This window comes from Leptospira brenneri (assembly GCF_002812125.1).
In the GTDB taxonomy this organism is placed as follows: domain Bacteria; phylum Spirochaetota; class Leptospiria; order Leptospirales; family Leptospiraceae; genus Leptospira_A; species Leptospira_A brenneri.
Map to the genome: position 1 here is coordinate 71884 of NZ_NPDQ01000002.1, position 16717 is coordinate 88600.

At 37.1% G+C, this 16717-nt stretch carries 13 protein-coding genes and 1 pseudogene; 9 read left to right on the top strand and 5 right to left on the bottom strand.

Features of this window, described 5'->3' with window-relative positions; translation table 11 throughout:
- Positions 1-2229, bottom strand: a complete 2229-nt coding sequence (locus tag CH361_RS03740) for an ABC transporter transmembrane domain-containing protein (RefSeq protein WP_100789510.1) — start codon at positions 2227-2229, stop codon at positions 1-3.
- Between the two features lie 77 nt (positions 2230-2306).
- On the opposite strand from CH361_RS03740, the gene CH361_RS03745 reads away from it, so the two are divergent.
- The 3 genes from CH361_RS03745 (at position 2307) to CH361_RS03755 (ending at position 4145) form a co-directional block, all read left to right on the top strand.
- Positions 2307-2912, top strand: coding sequence for a YceI family protein (locus CH361_RS03745; protein ID WP_100789511.1), 606 nt, complete (start codon positions 2307-2309; stop codon positions 2910-2912).
- 260 nt (positions 2913-3172) lie between these two features.
- Positions 3173-3562, top strand: a complete 390-nt coding sequence (locus CH361_RS03750) for a DUF1801 domain-containing protein (RefSeq protein WP_100789512.1) — start codon at positions 3173-3175, stop codon at positions 3560-3562.
- A gap of 133 nt (positions 3563-3695) precedes the next feature.
- A complete protein-coding gene (locus tag CH361_RS03755; RefSeq protein WP_100789513.1) occupies positions 3696-4145 on the top strand; it encodes a GNAT family N-acetyltransferase in 450 nt (149 codons plus the stop codon).
- 600 nt (positions 4146-4745) lie between these two features.
- Here CH361_RS03755 and ligA read toward each other — a convergent pair.
- Together ligA and CH361_RS03765 are read right to left on the bottom strand one after the other, a co-directional pair.
- Entirely contained in the window at positions 4746-6752 is a 2007-nt protein-coding gene (gene ligA, locus CH361_RS03760) for an NAD-dependent DNA ligase LigA (RefSeq protein ID WP_100789514.1), read from the bottom strand.
- Entirely contained in the window at positions 6753-7766 is a 1014-nt protein-coding gene (locus tag CH361_RS03765) for a M23 family metallopeptidase (RefSeq protein WP_100789515.1), read from the bottom strand. It abuts the gene before it with no gap.
- A 76-nt stretch (positions 7767-7842) separates the two neighbouring features.
- Between CH361_RS03765 and CH361_RS03770 the strand changes: the two genes are divergently transcribed.
- Positions 7843-8502, top strand: coding sequence for a SanA/YdcF family protein (locus CH361_RS03770; RefSeq protein WP_208861383.1), 660 nt, complete (start codon positions 7843-7845; stop codon positions 8500-8502).
- Positions 8503-8632: 130 nt separating this feature from the next.
- Positions 8633-9181, top strand: coding sequence for a YceI family protein (locus CH361_RS03775; RefSeq protein ID WP_100789517.1), 549 nt, complete (start codon positions 8633-8635; stop codon positions 9179-9181).
- Between the two features lie 65 nt (positions 9182-9246).
- Here CH361_RS03775 and CH361_RS03780 read toward each other — a convergent pair whose 3' ends face one another.
- A complete protein-coding gene (locus CH361_RS03780; protein ID WP_100789518.1) occupies positions 9247-10119 on the bottom strand; it encodes a molecular chaperone DnaJ in 873 nt (290 codons plus the stop codon).
- Positions 10120-10200: 81 nt separating this feature from the next.
- Between CH361_RS03780 and CH361_RS03785 the strand changes: the two are divergent.
- The 4 genes and pseudogenes from CH361_RS03785 to CH361_RS03800 all read left to right on the top strand — a co-directional run.
- Positions 10201-11835 (top strand): annotated as a pseudogene (locus CH361_RS03785) (acyl-CoA dehydrogenase family protein); the annotation flags it as partial.
- Between the two features lie 84 nt (positions 11836-11919).
- Positions 11920-12828: an AEC family transporter gene (locus tag CH361_RS03790; protein ID WP_100789519.1), complete on the top strand. Its 909-nt coding sequence runs from the start codon at positions 11920-11922 to the stop codon at positions 12826-12828.
- Positions 12825-13718, top strand: a complete 894-nt coding sequence (locus CH361_RS03795; protein WP_100789520.1) for a DMT family transporter — start codon at positions 12825-12827, stop codon at positions 13716-13718. Before CH361_RS03790 ends, CH361_RS03795 begins: the two co-directional genes overlap by 4 nt.
- Entirely contained in the window at positions 13718-14194 is a 477-nt protein-coding gene (locus tag CH361_RS03800) for a DUF4442 domain-containing protein (RefSeq protein WP_100789521.1), read from the top strand. The genes CH361_RS03795 and CH361_RS03800 overlap by 1 nt, the downstream gene beginning before the upstream one ends.
- On the opposite strand, the gene CH361_RS03805 is transcribed toward CH361_RS03800, so the two are convergent.
- Complete coding sequence (locus tag CH361_RS03805; RefSeq protein ID WP_100789522.1) at positions 14191-16611, bottom strand: 1-acyl-sn-glycerol-3-phosphate acyltransferase; 2421 nt, start codon at positions 16609-16611, stop codon at positions 14191-14193. The genes CH361_RS03800 and CH361_RS03805 overlap by 4 nt on opposite strands.
- Positions 16612-16717: the final 106 nt, after the last annotated feature.

Here is a 16717-nt window from a genome sequence, read left to right on the forward strand (position 1 = left end):
TTAAGAGTTAACCTTTAGGGAATAGGAATCGTTTTCTAAACGTAACACTTGGTCCATCTGCGAGAGGACGGCCGGTGATTTGGAAACAACAAGGAGAGTCCATTCTCTATTTTTCTGTAACAAAACTTTGAGAGAAGCAGAGAGAAGTTGTGGTGGTAAAAGGTCCAAGTTTTCATCAATTAACAAAAGTTTTGGTTTTCCAAGGAGTGCTCTCGCTAAAGATATCACAGTAGTTTGGATTGTGTCAAGTGGATGACCAAATGTTAAAAGTGGTGTGTGAATTCCGTTGGGAAAGGATTGAACGATTTCCCAAATACCCAAGTTTTCTAAAAGTTCTCTGATTTCAATTAAGGAAATTTCTTCTCGTCCCACGCGAATGTTTTCGAGTACAGTTCCTTCAAAGATTTCATTTCCTCTGACTAAAAAAGTAAAAGAATGAATCTGTTCTTTCGAAACTTCGTGGATGTTTTGGTGGTTGTATTCTACAATTCCCGCGGTTGGGGTTCGCATTCCACAGATTAAATCGAGTAAGATATGAGCGTCGTAAGGTGTATTGGAAGAGATTCCAATGGATTTACCGGCTCCTATTTTTAAATCAAATTGACCAAAGATTTTGTGACCATTGTTTAAGGAATAGTTGATTCTTGATAACTGGACTTGGATGGGTCCTTGAGGAGCTTCGAATTCAACTGTTTTGACTGGCATAGTAGGTAGATGGAAAACAGAATTGATTTTATCAACTGCAGCAATCAAACTATAGAAACTATCCAGTTGTTTTCCAAACTTGGAGATATCACTGAGTACTTTAGCAATTACAAGTTCTGCAGCCACAAGTTGTCCAATAGTAAGTTGTCTATGAATAACCAAATAACCACCTAATCCAAGTACAATGGCACTTGCCAATGCCTGAATGCCGACAAGCCCTGCGATCTGGCGGATGTAGTTGAAAAAATATTTTTTTCTCGCGTACAAATAATCTCGAATGAATGAATCGGCTTTGTCCAAAGCAAAATTAGAACCAAATGTAGAATGGAACAAAGCAGAATGTCTGGATATTTCTTCCAACCATGCAGCCACTTTGTATTTTTCTTTAGAAATTTTGATATAGTTTTCTGCTGCTGGTTTGCCTAAACGGTAGGTAACCCAATACCCACCGATAAATAAAATAAGAAAAGAAAAAACGATAAAGATCGGATGGTAAAAAGAAATTAAAACAAATCCAATTACAGTAGTTAAAACAACAGAAAGACCATCAACTAATATTGAATGAATGGATTTTTGAATCGTCATTGTATCAAAAAAACGATTTACAAGTTCTGGGTTGTGATGTTTGTCTAAAGCATCTTGGCGAATTTTGGGGAATTTGATGGCAAACTCAGTTGCGATTCTAACAAAAACTCGTCTTTGTAAAATTTCTACAACATAGATTTGGATGGTTTGCATCGCGCCGGCAAATCCGAGGAAAAATACAACTAACAGAGTCAATATGATAACAGGTTGGATCAAAACGCCAAAGGCTACAATGTTGACAAGTGATGAGGTGGCAACAGGTACAACTAAAGATAAAATTCCAATTCCAATCCCGTAGATGAAAACAATCCAGACATCTTTGGATTCCATTCGGATCAGATGAGAAATTTGTTTTAGGGCATTTTTGACAGCAGAATAGGAACTCGTAATTTCTTTGTTTGTTGAAAAAGGAAAAGTTGGCTCGGCAATGATCCAATCTACAAAGTCTTTGTTTGATTTGAGTCCGATGAACTTCATCAACTCTTTTTCGGAATACCATTCCCCTTCATTTTCGAATCCATGTAATGGTTTCACTAAGTAAGAAGAAGTTTGGTAATTGGTGATCGCATAAAACTCAGATAAATTATGATCTGAGTCTGTAATTTGAAATACAAAAGGAGAGTCTTGTGTGATGTAAGATCTTATGTCTTGTAATGATTTTTGAACAAGGTTAAGGCGGATCTGGTATTGGTGAGAAGCGGAAAAGAGAAAGTCGTAGAAGTTTTGGTTGGTAAGGCTTTTGTACTTACTTCGGAGGGAACGAAAACCTTCAATGATTTGACTCGGAACTGAGTGGATATGTAAAGACTCTGATAGAAAATCTAAAATAGACTTTGCCAAATCTTCATGGGAAAAAAGTCTTGGGTCATAACTTTCTTCCTTTGTCTTGAAGAGTTGGTTCTTGAAATGAAATACCAACAAACGTAAAAATTTTAACATGTGAATTGCGATTCGAACCTTAGACTGCACTTGACAAAACTTTGTTCTGCATTTTCTATTTTCATCTAGAGGTTCCCATGAAAATTTTTAATTCCATTTTGGTACTAATCGCACTCTGTTTGACCACCGAACTGTTTGCACAAGAGAATTGTACGTATGAATATGATCCTTCTCAAACCTCATTAGAGTGGACAGCGTTCAAATTTACAGAGAAAACGGGTGTTAAAGGTAAGTTTGATTCTATTAAGGTGATCGGAAAACAAAAAGACAAATCAAAGTTTAGTGCTGTATCTTCTTTTCAGTTTCAAATTGATTCTTCTTCTGTGAATTCAGGTGTTCCAGACAGAGATGGAAAAATTAAAAAATTCTTTTTTGGTGCAGTGAAAGGAAATGGAAAAATCTCCGGATCTTTTTCGGATATTGCTGCTGGAGAAACAGGAACTGCAAAATTAAATTTGAAATTTGGAAATTCTAAAACATCAGTGCCGGTAAATTTTGTATGGAAAGAGAATTCTGTAGAAGTTACAGGAACAGTAGATGTTCTTTCTCTTGGTTTGCAATCGGGCCTTACTAAATTGAATGCTGAGTGTAATGATTTACATAAAGGTTCTGATGGTGTGAGTAAACTATGGCCTGCTGTAGATGTAAAAGTTATATCAATCGTCAAAAAAGTCTGTAAGTAAAACTCATAACCAAATCGTTTTTGGAAACTTCCTTAACGATTTGGCCAATACATATTTTATTCCAACGATTATGATTGGTTCATAATCCATTTGTGTGAAATAATTTACGAATCGTTTTCTAAATCTTTTTAATCTGTATTAGTCTTTCTTCTGTGTTTAGTTTTTCTATTTCTAGATCTATATTGTAACTTAGAATTTATTGTTTTACACTAGTTGTATTATTTGTATTTTGTAGCAGCGAAAAAGATGAGTGAATCTAAATGAGTAAAGAGATCGAAACATATAATCAATCCCAATCGTCCACAGATAAAGAAATCTGTGATCTTTTGTATCAGGAAATTAATTTAAACTTATCGAAGGCAGAAAAGAAAATTTGGCATGCTCATCCGGTTTGGTTTTTAGATGGGAATCCGATTGTTGGATATAGCAAATTAAAAACTTGCATTCGACTTCTATTTTGGAGCGGGCAAAGTTTTGAAGAGGAAGGACTCACTCCGGAAGGTAGTTTTAAGGCAGCGGACGTTCGTTATACGGATGTGAGTCAAATCAAGAAAAAAGACCTGAAACGTTGGCTCGGCCAAGCAAAGAAAATCCAATGGGATTATAAAAATATTGTAAAACGAAAAGGAGTTTTGGAACGGTTGAAGTGAAGTTTTAGTATCGGTCTTGGTTAAACGCTATATAAATAAATCTTAGAGTGCGGGCGGTTATATGCAATGCGAATAACTTAAAGTAATGAGGGAAATAAACGAAGCACGTATATAAGAATTTGATAAGGAAATGATGGAAAACATAGAAATCAAAAAATTAACCTCTAGTGATTTAAATCAATTTATCGAACTCATTTGTGTTTTTGAAGATGTATTTGAAATGAAGAATTTTCAAATACCTAAGTCTGAATATCTGCAAACACTTTTGAATCGAGATGATTTTTACGTTTTTGTTTCTATCTTTGAAGGCCAAGTGATTGGGGGTCTGACAACGTACACGCTTCGCCAATACTATTCAGAAAAACCTTTAGTGTATATTTTTGATTTAGCCGTTCTCACCAAATACCAACGACAAGGAATTGGGAAATCACTCATTCAGAGTATCAATTCATATTGTAAAGATTTGGGAGTTGAAGAGGTGTTTGTCCAAGCAGATTTAGTTGATGACTATGCTTTGGATTTTTATAGGTCAACAGGTGCAAGAGCAGAGGGTGTAGTTCATTTTTATTATCCATTGGGTTAATGGTTGATCAATCGCCGTAATTCAATTTTAATAAAAAGCAATACTATTTTTAACCGGGCATTTATACGAATCACGTTAATTCCGCAATTTTCAATTGTTTAAACGCATTGCGTATATTGACCTCCAAAATTTTTAAGCTAGACAGGTGACAAAATAGATTTTGTAAGCATTTCCTTCAGTTTCCAATTCCTTTTTCCTAAAAGTAAATTTGATGACTGGTTTTTGTTTTGTTAGTCAAGTCCCTGCGCCAGCGATAGTAGCGGAAATCCTTTCCTTATTGGTAATTATTTTTATCCACTAGCAGATTGGAAAGATTGGAGCGTATAGCGCGGTCGGTTTTAGAAAAATATTTATCAACTAACGGATTCGAGGCGTCCAAATGAACATTTATCAATTCTTTTCTTAACTAAGTGATGACTTCTTCATTTTGGTGGTGGCGGGGGATATTGAGGGTGCCGGTTAATTGTAACTCGGATAACGTGGAAATAATCCGGTGATAAACGCATTGCGCATAGCCTGCATTTTCTCTGCGTTTATTTGTAGTGCGTATAAAAACCCCTCAAGCTTGTTATTCGTATTACAAATAAAACTGCTTTCTCTTTAAGCTAACGTTATCCCTTCTTTTTTCAAAAGTTTCAAAAAATCAGATTCTGAAACTAAAGTGACTCCGAGTTCAGTTGCTTTGTCTAATTTGGAGCCAGCACCAGGGCCATAGAGAAGATGAGTGGTTTTGGAAGAGACACCGGACACTTTTTTTCCGCCGTGTCTTGTGATGAGATCCATAGCAACGTCGCGAGGTTGGAAGTTTTCAAAACTCCCCGTCACACACCAACTCTGACCAAGAAACGGTTGTATGTCGCTTTTTTCGGTTTCATCAGCTTGAAATTTTAATCCCAGGTTGATTAGGTTTTTGACAAGTTTTAAAGTTTCTTTGTCTTTCAAATGGGTTAGTAAGGCGTCAATGGTTCTTGGTCCAATTCCGTGGATGGAGGTTAATTCTTCTTCGGCATTTTTGGATTTAGAAAGTGTAACAAGTTTGTCCCACGAGTCAAACCCATGTTCAATGAGAATTTCTGTGACTTTCGGGCCAACTTCATTCAAGCCGATGGAAGGTAAGGTGAATCGAAAATCTTTCTCTTTTGATTTTTCAATGGCATCAAAAATGATTTTAACCGATTTCTCTCCAAAGCCATCTAACTCAAGTATGGTGTCATTGTATTTATTTAGTGTATATAGATCTGGTATGTCTTTGACCCAACCTTTTTCAAAAAAGATTTGGATTTGCCTTTCTCCAAGACCTTCGATGTTCATTTGTTTTTTGGAACAAAAGAAAATGAGTTGGTTGAGTTTACGTTCGGGACAATTGCGATTGGTGCAAAAATAATCAACCGAGTCGTCTACCTTAGTTAGTTTTGTTTTGCAGGATGGGCAATCTTTCGGAAGAACAAAAACAGATTTTGGAGGAACGGTAACTTTTTCCACAGCAGGAATGATTTCGCCACGTTTCGAGATTAAAACTTTTGCTCCAATGCCCGCACCAAGTTGATCAATATAGTCTTGATTGTGTAAGGTGGCGTAGGTGACTGTAGTTCCTGCAAGTAAGATCGGTGTGACTTTCGCTCTTGGTGTGATTTTTCCTGTTCTTCCGATGGCAAAGTCAATTTCTTCAATGGTGGTTTCTTTGAGTAAGGCATCAAATTTAAAAGCCCGAGCCCAACGCGGAGAATGACTGGTTTCCCCGAGACTTTCGCGAAGATTCAGGTTATCGAGTTTGATGACAAGTCCATCTACAGGGAATGGCATTTTGTCTTTTTTCTTTCGAAAAGATTCAATTTCTTTTAGAAGAGTTTTTCCTGAAATGATGGTGGAATCGGGAGCGAGTGGAAACTTTTCTTTTTTTAATAAACTAATAATGTCTCCATGTTTGTTAATTCCCTTACGGGACGTGGAAAAGTATACATCATAAACATAAATTCTTAACGGACGTTTGGCGACCTCTTGTGGATCTTTCTGTTTGATGGAACCTGCTGCGAGATTTCGTGGGTTGGCAAATTTTCCCCCATATTCCTCGTTAAATTCTTCAAAGTCAGCGAAGGTCATAAAAATTTCCCCTCGGACAGAAAGGGTTAAAGGTTCAGAAAGAGATTGCGGAATGGATGTTATGGTTTTTACATTTTCTGTAACAATGTCTCCGATTCCACCAGACCCTCTTGTCACACAATGAGTGAGTTTTCCGTTTTCATAGTATAACAAGATAGAGGCGCCATCAATTTTCCATTCTAGGGAATAAAGTTCTTCGATCCCAGTTTTTTCCAACCATTCGGAAAGTTCAGTTTCATTATAAGTATTTTCTAAAGATAAAACGGGAACCTTATGTTTGAATTTGCTAAATTGTGGGGAAAGATCAGACCCCACTTGCAATGTAGGGGAAGAGCTATCCGCCAAATCAGGGTTAACTTTTTCTAGCGATTGTAATTCTTTGACTAAAAGATCAAACTCTTTGTCTGAAATCTTTGGTGTATTCTTTTTATAATAAAGATCGTTATGTTTTTGGATCTCTTTGCGAAGTTCCGCGATCCGTTTGGCAGGATTTTCTTTTTTAGCCAATCAGTAAACTCCGGCTTGCATGTATTGTTCTGGATCCGTTTTTCCTTCTTCGGAAATGAAGATTTCATAATGTAAATGTGGACCTGTTACGTTTCCTGTGGCACCTACTTCTGCAATCTGTTCTCCAGCTTTGACTTCCTGTCCATTTCTTACATAAATTCGAGAGCAGTGTCCGTATAACGTGCTAAAGCCGAAATCATGTTGGATGATCACGTGGTGTCCGTATCCTACATTGGAATAGGTGACCCGAACCACGCGACCCGGTGCCGATGCATAAATGGGTGTTCCCGTAGCATTTGCCATATCCAAACCATCATGGTATTCCCAATAACCAGTGGTAGGTGACTTTCTCATTCCAAAAGGAGAAGTTAAGTTATAAGAATACATAGGATTAAAGAGAGGGGACCTGGAGAGAATATCAGAACGTTGGTATAAAAATTGATAATTCGCTTCCACCAAACGCTGGTAATTGTCCATTCTGTGTTTTAATTGGCGGAGTTCATAAATTTCATTTAAATACTTTCTACCCACATCCAATTGTTTATCTTCTTTTTCTTCTTTTTGAAGAGATTCGATCGCCGAAGTTTCAATTAAGTCCTCTGCCGGGATTTTTAAAAGTTCTTCATCCTGACCATCGATGAGTGTAAAGAGTTCGAGCATACTATCATTTAATTTAGAATACTCTTCTTTCATTTCTTCCAATTGGTTGGCATGGGTGATGTAAGTATCAAAATAAGTTCCGTAAATTTTAGAAAGTTGGTTGATTTGCCTTTGGGTTGTGCTAGAACCAACAATCCCAAAGATAGCAAGACTTAAGAGACCAACAGTCAAAGCCAAAAAAAATAGAATGGTAAAATGAGAAATTTGGAAGTGGAAAGAACTATCGTATCCGTGAGGAATGACAAGAATGGTCATCCGTTGGTGACCTTTTTCTTTCACCTTATCAATCTGTTTCTTGATTTTCGGATTGTCCTGTGAAAAAACAGACGTAATCTCTTTAATTTTTTTCTTCATGACGAACCGTGTGCCCTACATAAATATATCGTTCCGATTCCTCTCAAGGGTCAAGTGGAAATCCCTATTTCTTTTAATGAGTCTAATTTTGGGGTTTCTTGGTTTTGTCGCATTGGCAACGAATTTGCGATTTTGGTATGTATACCAAACAACAATCCACTCCAACCAACCAATGGAAATCCCTGAAGCAGAGGTGGCCATTGTTCCTGGAGCGGCCGTTTATGGAAAAACTCCTTCCCCCATTCTTATGGATCGTTTGGCTTGCGGTTTGGATTTGTACAAAGCCGGCCGGGTAAAAAAAATCTTACTTTCTGGAGACAATGGAAAATCTGACTACAATGAACTTCGGCCTATGTTGGAATTTATGTTGAACCACAAGGTTAAACCAGAAGATATTTTTGTAGACCATGCTGGTTTTCGAACTCTTGACACTCTCATTCGTGCTAAGGAAGTATTTCTTGTCAAAAAAGCAATTTTTGTCAGCCAGTCTTTCTTTTTGCCAAGAGCGATTTATCTAGGAAAGGAACTAGAACTAGAGTTATACGGTTATGAATGTAATTTGCGAACTTATAAAAAAGAAACTTATTATTCTTTTCGCGAGTTTTCAGCAAGAATTCTCGCTTGGTGGGACATCCAATGGGACACTCCCCCAAAGTATTTAGGAAAACCTTATCCGATAGAAGGTAGTGGTGTTTCGACTTGGAAAGGTTCGATTCCCGTTTCTTCACATAAATGAAGTTAGTTGCTTTTGCTGGATCTAGAATGATTCCATTTCAAATCAGATTTTATTTTTCGACATAATACTGTTCTGCTTTTTCCCAAGTAGATTGGAACATCTGTCTAAACAAGTGGAGAGTGAAAGTTATATGAGTCGGATCATTGTCAGTATTATTTTTAGTTTTTTATTAGTTCCTGGTGTTTTTGCGGCGCAAGTCACAAAAAAAAGCATAGAGTTTTATGTAGAACATACAACAAAGAATATAACTGGTGTTTGTGAAGAAATCCAAATCGAAGAACCAAAAGTTGTTGTTTCAGGAAAGAACTATACTTTAAAGTCACCATTTTTAATTCAAATCCCAGTTTTGAAAATTTCTTCTGGGGATAAAAAACGAGATGCGCATATTCAGGAAATACTGGGTTATCCTGAATCTCCTTTGATCACTGCGAAGATAGAATCCGTAAATTATCTAAAAGATCAAACTTATACAATTCAGGGAAATTTAACCATTCATGGAAAAACAAAAGCCTTTACATCAGAAGCAGTTGTTAGTCCAGAAAATCCAAATTTAATCAATGTCGATGGATCCGTGATTGTAAAATTGTCTGAATACGAATTGGAAAATCCATCTTTACTTTTTATGAAAACAAAGGATGAAATAGAAGTAAAGTATCAGTTTCAAATCAAGTTGAAATAAATTAATTGGATGTTGTATTGAAAATTGGACCAAAGCGTATTTAACGTTTGTAAAAATGAAAATTTTTAAGTCCCCAACAATTCGACCAAACGATTGTATTTTAAGATGATTCGTTTGGTCATCTCTTCCCCTTTTTTATTGATATCGGGATGGTATTTTTTTAAGAGTTCTTTAAATTTCTTTTTTACTTCAGTGATGCCTGCACCTGGTTCCAAATCAAAGAATGCCAATAGATCTTTTAGTTCGACAGAAACAGTTTGAACGATCTTTTTTTTCTTCTTTTTGGTTTCACGAAATCTGCCATATAACTCGTAATAGGTTCTGTCTCGAAACTCGCGAGTGATGTCCCGAAAGTTGAGAATTTTTGTAGGGATTAGACTTTTTAAGTATTCGTATAAAAATTCTTCGGCGCCAAACTCTGAATGGATTTCGAACTTTTCTAAAAATTGGTGGATGGACCTTCTTACAAAAAAATCAATTTCGAATTTATCCATTAGATAGGAATCAACCGCATCATCAAAATCAACTGTGGCCGCAGTGAGCAGCAATAGAAGTTCGCGGTCTAATTTATGATTGGCAATTGTTTTTTGGATGAGAGTTTTATAAGATTCACGAAGTTCATATAACGGACGTTCACTAAAAAATATCCCTCCCTTTAAAAACTCTTCTGCGACTTCGTCTAATTCCAAACTCCAAGCTAAGAAGTCCACTAACAAGTCCCCATCCACTTCATGGAAACCACCAGAAAGTGTCATTTGTGGTTTTGCGGCTTTGAATTGGTAAACTTTGCGAAGGCATTCTTCCTTTCTTATTTCTAGAAGTTCCGAAAGCCGGTCATAGGACAAAAACCACTGCATCGATTCCGAAACGTTTTGGAGTTCAAATATGACATCGTGCAGAATTTGTTTGGATTTTTTTGTTTCCGTTCTTTGGACCATAAAGAATCGACTCTAGAACCAATTTCAAACCTGGGCGACTTTTTTGCTAGTGAATCCTATTCCTTTTTTTCAACTGGAAGAATGAGCCACCATATTTCAGAACATCCTTCCTTACAGCCGTTCGATATTTCCGAATACAAGGGAGTTCGAGGGAAAAACTTTTACGAGATGGATCCCGCCTTACAACGGATGGTTCACCGTTACTCAGAAACCTATGCGCCAGACCACAAACAAGCCATGGAAGAACATATCAGAAAGTATGGGGAACTTGTCGGTGGAATTTTAGATGAACTCACAGAAGAATGCCATAAAGAAGGAAAATATGGTGAGGTTGTTAAATTCGACAGAACTGGGAAACGTATTGATTTTATCAAATATTCAGAAGAACAAAAACTAGCCCGAAAAATTTCTTATGACCACGGTGTTGTAAATTTAGACTTTCATCCGGAATGGAAATATGATTTTACACATATCCATCGTTATGCGCTCACCTATTTGATGAATATGAATGGGGAAGGTGGAGTTGCCTGTCCTTTGGCTATGACAGATGGCATTATTTTAGCCCTCAAAAAAATTGGAACAGAAGAACAAAAGAAAAAATACCTACCACTCGTGGCGGGAAAGGGAAGTTCTTCTCATTTTATGGCCGGTCAATATGTTACTGAACGAGTGGGTGGGAGTAATGTTTCTGCCAATCGCACCATTGCCAAAAAACTTCCAAACGGCAAATGGGAGTTAACTGGTGAAAAATGGTTTTGTTCTAATCCTGGTGATCTTTGGGTCACAACAGCTAAGATGGAGGGAACAAATACTGTCGGTATGTTTCTTGTTCCCAGAATCAAAGAAAATGGAGAGCTGAACGGGCATCATATCTTACGTAAAAAAGATATTATTGGTTCACGCGGAAAACTCACTGTTGAAATTATTTATGACCAAGTGGAAGCAGAAGAGTTTGGTCGCCCTGGTCATGGACTTGTGAATCTCATTCGTTACATCATCAAAACTTCTCGTTTACACGTGGGACTTGGGTCTAGTGGAAATGCAAGAAGATCAGTGATGGAAGCTTCTGAGTATGCTAAATTTAGAACGGCCTATGGGAAAAAGATTTTAGAATTTCCTTCTTTCACAAAGACACTAGCAGAAATGCAAATTTTACAAACAGGAAATTGTTTTGTAAACTTTCGTTCGGCCAATTTAGCTGAGCGAGATCATGATGCGGCAGAGATCACAGTCCCTCTTATGAAATATAAATCTTCTTCACAAGCAAGTTACATCACTCAAAAAGCGATCCTCACTCTTGGTGGAAATGGAATCATTGGTGATTTTTCTCCACTCCCTCGTCTTCACAACGATTCCATCATCAATGAAACTTGGGAGGGAACACATCTCATCATTACCGATCATTGTTTGCATGCCTTACAAAAACCTAAAGTGTATACTGCGTTTCAATCCCTACTTGATGAATTAACAAAGTCGGCAAACCAACATCCAGAATTAAAAAAAACATTCGAAACATTCCAGTCCAAACGAAAAGAATTGGAAGATTGTATCAAAAATCAGTCCAAAGATTGGAAGGACATGAATCGAGTCTACATCGCTGATGTCACCTACCAAGTGTTTTTACTGGCAGAGTTTTTGGAACAAACAACTTACGACATCACAAATAAGTTACAGACAAAGTATCTACACTTTGCCAATGGATATGCAGAAATGGTTCGTGATGGGTTAGAGGCACCAAGACAAAAGGATGGAGTGTTTTTTGATTCCAAAGCGATGGAGACCTTTTTGTCTTTTTAATATATGGAAAATTTTTTACTATTGGGAGTTTGTTTTGGGTTGGGGTTGTTTTTTCGAAGGCTTCCCCAATTTCCTGAAACCACTCCCAAAGTGTTAAACGGATTCATTCTTTTTATCTCATTGCCAGCTCTTGTATTGTACCATGTACACGAATTAAAGGTGGATGTTACTTCACTTTTGCCTTCCTCCATGCCATGGTTAATCTTTGGAGTTGCTGTTGTTTTTTTTCTTGGTTTATACAAACTTGGTTTTTTGAAATTTCATACGGCAGTTTGTTTGGTATTAACGGCTGGATTTGGAAACACTTCCTTTGTTGGATTCCCCTTACTCGAAACCTATTTAGGAAAAGGATCGCTCGGGTATGGAATTTTGGCTGATCAACTCGGAACCTTTATGGTTTTAAGTTTTCCTGGAATCATTTTGGCTTCTGTTGCGATGGATGGAAATTGGAATTTTAAAACACTGATCAAACGAGTGTTGGGATTTGCTCCCATCTATGCATTGTTTGTTGCCATAATCACTCGTCAATTTGTTTATCCTGAGGCTATCAAACTGGTTTTACTTCGTTTGGGAGATACTCTCACCCCACTTGCTCTTGTTTCTGTAGGATTTATGTTGGATCTAAGAACCATTGCAGGTCATGGAAAAGTATTGGCCTTAGGACTTGGATTCAAACTCCTATTCGCTCCTTTGCTCGTATATTGGGTTTATTCACCCTTAAAAGAGGATGTTCTTCTTTACCAAACCATTGTTTTAGAATCGGCAATGGCTCCCATGGTCACTTCCACAGTCATTACAATTGAAAAAAATATTTCCCCTCATTTAGCAAGCCTTATGTTAGGAATTGGAATTCCTATATCCTTTGGCACAACGTATGTTCTCAACTTTTTGTTGAAAGGAAACTATATTTGAACGTAAAATTTTTACTTTTACTCATACTGGCAATGGTATCTTGGGGAATCTCTTGGCCCATTGGTAAAATGATCGCAGGAACAGTTCCTGTTTCTGTTTTAGTGTTTTGGCGATTTCTAGCTACTTTCCTTTCCGTAATTCCACTTCTCATTGTTATGCGAATTCCTTTTTTACTCAAAACAGGAAGGGATTACTGGAATGTTCTCATTGGTGGGATCATTTATACTTTTTATAACCAGTTCTTTTTTATGGGTTTAAAAAACGGGCTTCCCGGAGCTGGCGGAGTTCTCGTCACCACTCTGAATCCCATCGTTACTTTTTTTATCGTTGTACTCGTACAAAAGAAACGAATCTCCAAACGCCAAGTCATCGGTTTGTTTTTTGGATTTCTGGGTGGGCTTGTGATTTTACAAGTTTGGAAGATCAGTATCGATTATTTATTGTTATCTGGTAATTTGTTTTTTCTGTTATGTTCTTTTGTTTGGGCCATCCTTTCTTTGAATAGCCAATCTACGGGAAAATCGATGTCTCCTGTTACTTATAGTTTTTATGTATATGCAGTTGGATCGATCATTGAGTTATTGTTTTGTTTTAATGACCCAAGTTTTTGGAAGGTATGGGATGAAGGATTTTCCTTCTGGGCTTCTATCTTTTACTTAACAGTGATTTCGACCACTTTTGGAACCACGGTTTATTTTTACGCAGCAACAAGACTCGGTTCCGAGATAGCGAGTAGTTTTATCTTTATTGTTCCTCTTTCTGCTTATTTAAGTAGTTTTTTGATTTTGGATGAGGTAGTTCAAATTCCTGTGATCATTGGAGGATCTTTAGCAATCCTTGCAGTATACTTGATCAATTCGAAACAAAAACCAAAGGAACCAAATCTTTAATGATATCTACCTCTTGGAAAAAAAGATTCAAAGTTTGGTTGTATAACTTTTATCCTCCTTATATTGGAGCTGGGATTCGCATCAAAGAAATTGCGCCTGACTTTTCCTATTTTCGATCTGAGATGAAATTAAAATTTTATAATCGGAATTATGTGGGAGTTCATTTTGGTGGGTCTCTGTATTCCATGTGTGATCCATTTTTTATGTTAATTCTTTTGGAAAGACTCGGATCCGATTATATTGTTTGGGACAAAGCAGGTAATATGATCTTTGTAAAACCAGGAATGGGAAAGGTCATAGCTGAGTTTCGAATTTCTGATTCTGAAATCCAAAAAATTAAAGAAGAAATCGAAGTTAAGAAAAAGGGCGACTATCTATTCACAACCGATGTAAAAAATGAAGCAGGTGAAGTGGTCGCCAAACTAGAGAAGACAGTTTACATCCGTAAACGGGGAAGGCTCCCCGTTCAGAATTAGTATTTTTTATCTTCGTCTTCTGGAATCATACTCGCGTAATACTGAAGTAATGCATCATTTTTCGAATGCACCACACGATTGGATTCTTCGATCATTTTGCGTTTTTCTAAAATTCGTTTTCCTTTTTCCCAAACTTCTTCCGGATCTTTTGTGAGATAATTTCCAGCGTGGCGGGAAATAAAGTCTTCAACTAACATTGTACTCTGTGATACTTCGACTGAAAAATCATTCTCAACTAAGATTTTTGCAACGATTTGGTTTGGTAGAATTTTATGATATTGTTTCCAACCTTTGGTGATACGGTAACTGAGCTCCAATGTTGGATCTTCTGTATGTGCATATTCGGAAATAGGAATTGGATCACAAAATTCAACATAAACGTTAGAGCGTTTAGCAAGAAATCCCGCCATCCCTAAATCTTCTGGCATATTGCAGAATTGGTTATCTTCCGGAACGGTTTCATAAGACACAGAGATGGGAACAATGACAATCTCTGTTCCTGAACTTCGGAATGCATTTACCGCTGTAGTTAATAATCCAGTTTTTACAGGAACAATCCCCCCAGTTCTAGAACGAGTTCCTTCTGGATAAACTAGTGACGGAATTCCTTGTTCCAACATCACTTGTGAATAGAGTGTGAGGCATTCTAAATACAAACTGTTTCTGGTTCTCTCACGATCTACGGCATAGGCACCGAGTGACTTTAACATCCATTCCCAAAATGGATTGGACATTAAGTTGATACCAGCCGCATAACGAGGAACAGGTAATCCTAAATGAAATAGAGAATAAGCAACTTCTACTGAATCTAAGTGAGATCTATGAGTCGGTGCATACAATAAATTGTATTTAGAAGAAAGTGCTTTTACCACTTCTGTTTTACCACCGACGTGAGGAATCATAGATCCTTTTAGAAAACCACCAGAGAAAAGGCGAATGGGAGCCACAAAACGCAGAACAGATTCCCGAACCGTAGGACTATAATTGTCAGCAATTTCAGTGACATAAAAACGAACTAGTTCTTTGACGAGAGTGCTTTCTTCGTCTTTTTGACAATTTTGAAATCTTTGCCAAATTTCTAATTCTGTTTCAAATTTAACTTCTTCCAGTTTTTGTTTTTTACGAGTGGCCTTTGTCAGTCGTTTCTGTGTGGATTCAATGACTGCTGAGGATTGTTTTTTCACTCGAGTTACAGTTCCCGGCATATTGTTAATATGTTTGATGATTCGATCAACAAGGAGATTTTGAAAATCAATTCCTGATGTTAAGTTTAAACCAACTTTCTTTTGAACAACGAGCGGAATGTTTTTTGATTCTGTTTTTTTACCACAAATCAAATCAATCAGTGCATCTGGTGGTTGTTTTCTTGTGAGAACATCAAATAGAGTTCTGTGTAAAGTAAACGGCAGGCGAATTTCATTGGCAAGTTCAATGAGAATACTGAGTGCATAAGTTCCTTCTACGTTGTCATGCCATTTGGTCGATTCTCTTTCGATAAAAGATCTGGGTGTGAAAAAAATTTCGATTCGATCTTTGATACTTAACTTCTCACCACCTGACAAAAGTTCTCCGACAATTTTTTGTCCAAACCCTCTGTTTCTACTTTTGTTACTAGTTGCAGTGGTGATAAAATCGGCAAGACCCGATCTACCCATCACTGTATCTGGTCTTGCACCATAACGCATGGCAAGATCTCTCACTTCTTGAAATCCTACAGATAAAATTTCTCCCAATAAGTTTGAACCATAACGAGGAAGAAGAGATACGATTCCACTGGCAATGGCCATTGGATTTTTTGCCACACCAACAATTTCCATTCCAATCACATCATCGGTAACAGAAGTATTGATAAAATTAGAAGTGAGGACTTCTGCAAGAAATTCGGATGTTTGTTTTTCTGTAGATCCAATGTTAAAGAAACTAAATTTTTCATCCAAGATCTCTCCCAAAAGCGAAGGACCGTTGACTACAGCAACAGAGGCATTGGAAAAACTTCTTTCTTTTAAATAATTTTGTAAGTATTGAGAGTATGTGATGAATCCTGTTTTTTTTCTATTTTTGGAATCCAAAACTCCTTTCGTTAAAAAAGAAAAAACATAACTATTTGTGGGTTCTAAAACTTCCAAAAGAGCGTGGACACTGTCCAAAAAAGATCTGGATGGAACTGCCACATGAAAAACCCAATCATCTCTACCAAAAGAATCCAAACTGGAGACTATATCTATATGGTCGGGAAGGTCTATTGTCTTTCCCATAATTTCGGTTTGGCGGCGTTTTTTTAAAGTCTCTACTAATTCTTTGTCAGGAATCCAGAGTGTGATGGAGTCGAACTTTTGTGCTAAAACGGAAGCGATGATAATCCCCATGGGGCCGCTTCCCAGAACTGCATGTTTTAAGTCGTTGTAGGCTATTTGCATAAAAAATTAACAATACGAATCGGGTGAAAATCTCACTTTATTTGGTTGCTTGAAACGATTCAAGTCTATAGAAAAACTATCAGGAGAGTGTAAATCGTCAAGTCAC

Bases quoted from the DNA above. Each gene is read 5' to 3' on its own strand.
- CH361_RS03750 (WP_100789512.1), top strand. From the start codon at position 3,173: ATGAGTAAAGAGATCGAAACATATAATCAATCCCAATCGTCCACAGAT.
- CH361_RS03755 (WP_100789513.1), top strand. From the start codon at position 3,696: ATGGAAAACATAGAAATCAAAAAATTAACCTCTAGTGATTTAAATCAA.
- CH361_RS03775 (WP_100789517.1), top strand. From the start codon at position 8,633: ATGAGTCGGATCATTGTCAGTATTATTTTTAGTTTTTTATTAGTTCCT.
- CH361_RS03740 (WP_100789510.1), bottom strand. From the start codon at position 2,229: ATGTTAAAATTTTTACGTTTGTTGGTATTTCATTTCAAGAACCAACTC.
- CH361_RS03790 (WP_100789519.1), top strand. From the start codon at position 11,920: ATGGAAAATTTTTTACTATTGGGAGTTTGTTTTGGGTTGGGGTTGTTT.
- CH361_RS03770 (WP_208861383.1), top strand. From the start codon at position 7,843: ATGAGTCTAATTTTGGGGTTTCTTGGTTTTGTCGCATTGGCAACGAAT.
- CH361_RS03780 (WP_100789518.1), bottom strand. From the start codon at position 10,119: ATGGTCCAAAGAACGGAAACAAAAAAATCCAAACAAATTCTGCACGAT.
- CH361_RS03800 (WP_100789521.1), top strand. From the start codon at position 13,718: ATGATATCTACCTCTTGGAAAAAAAGATTCAAAGTTTGGTTGTATAAC.
- CH361_RS03765 (WP_100789515.1), bottom strand. From the start codon at position 7,766: ATGAAGAAAAAAATTAAAGAGATTACGTCTGTTTTTTCACAGGACAAT.
- CH361_RS03805 (WP_100789522.1), bottom strand. From the start codon at position 16,611: ATGCAAATAGCCTACAACGACTTAAAACATGCAGTTCTGGGAAGCGGC.
- CH361_RS03745 (WP_100789511.1), top strand. From the start codon at position 2,307: ATGAAAATTTTTAATTCCATTTTGGTACTAATCGCACTCTGTTTGACC.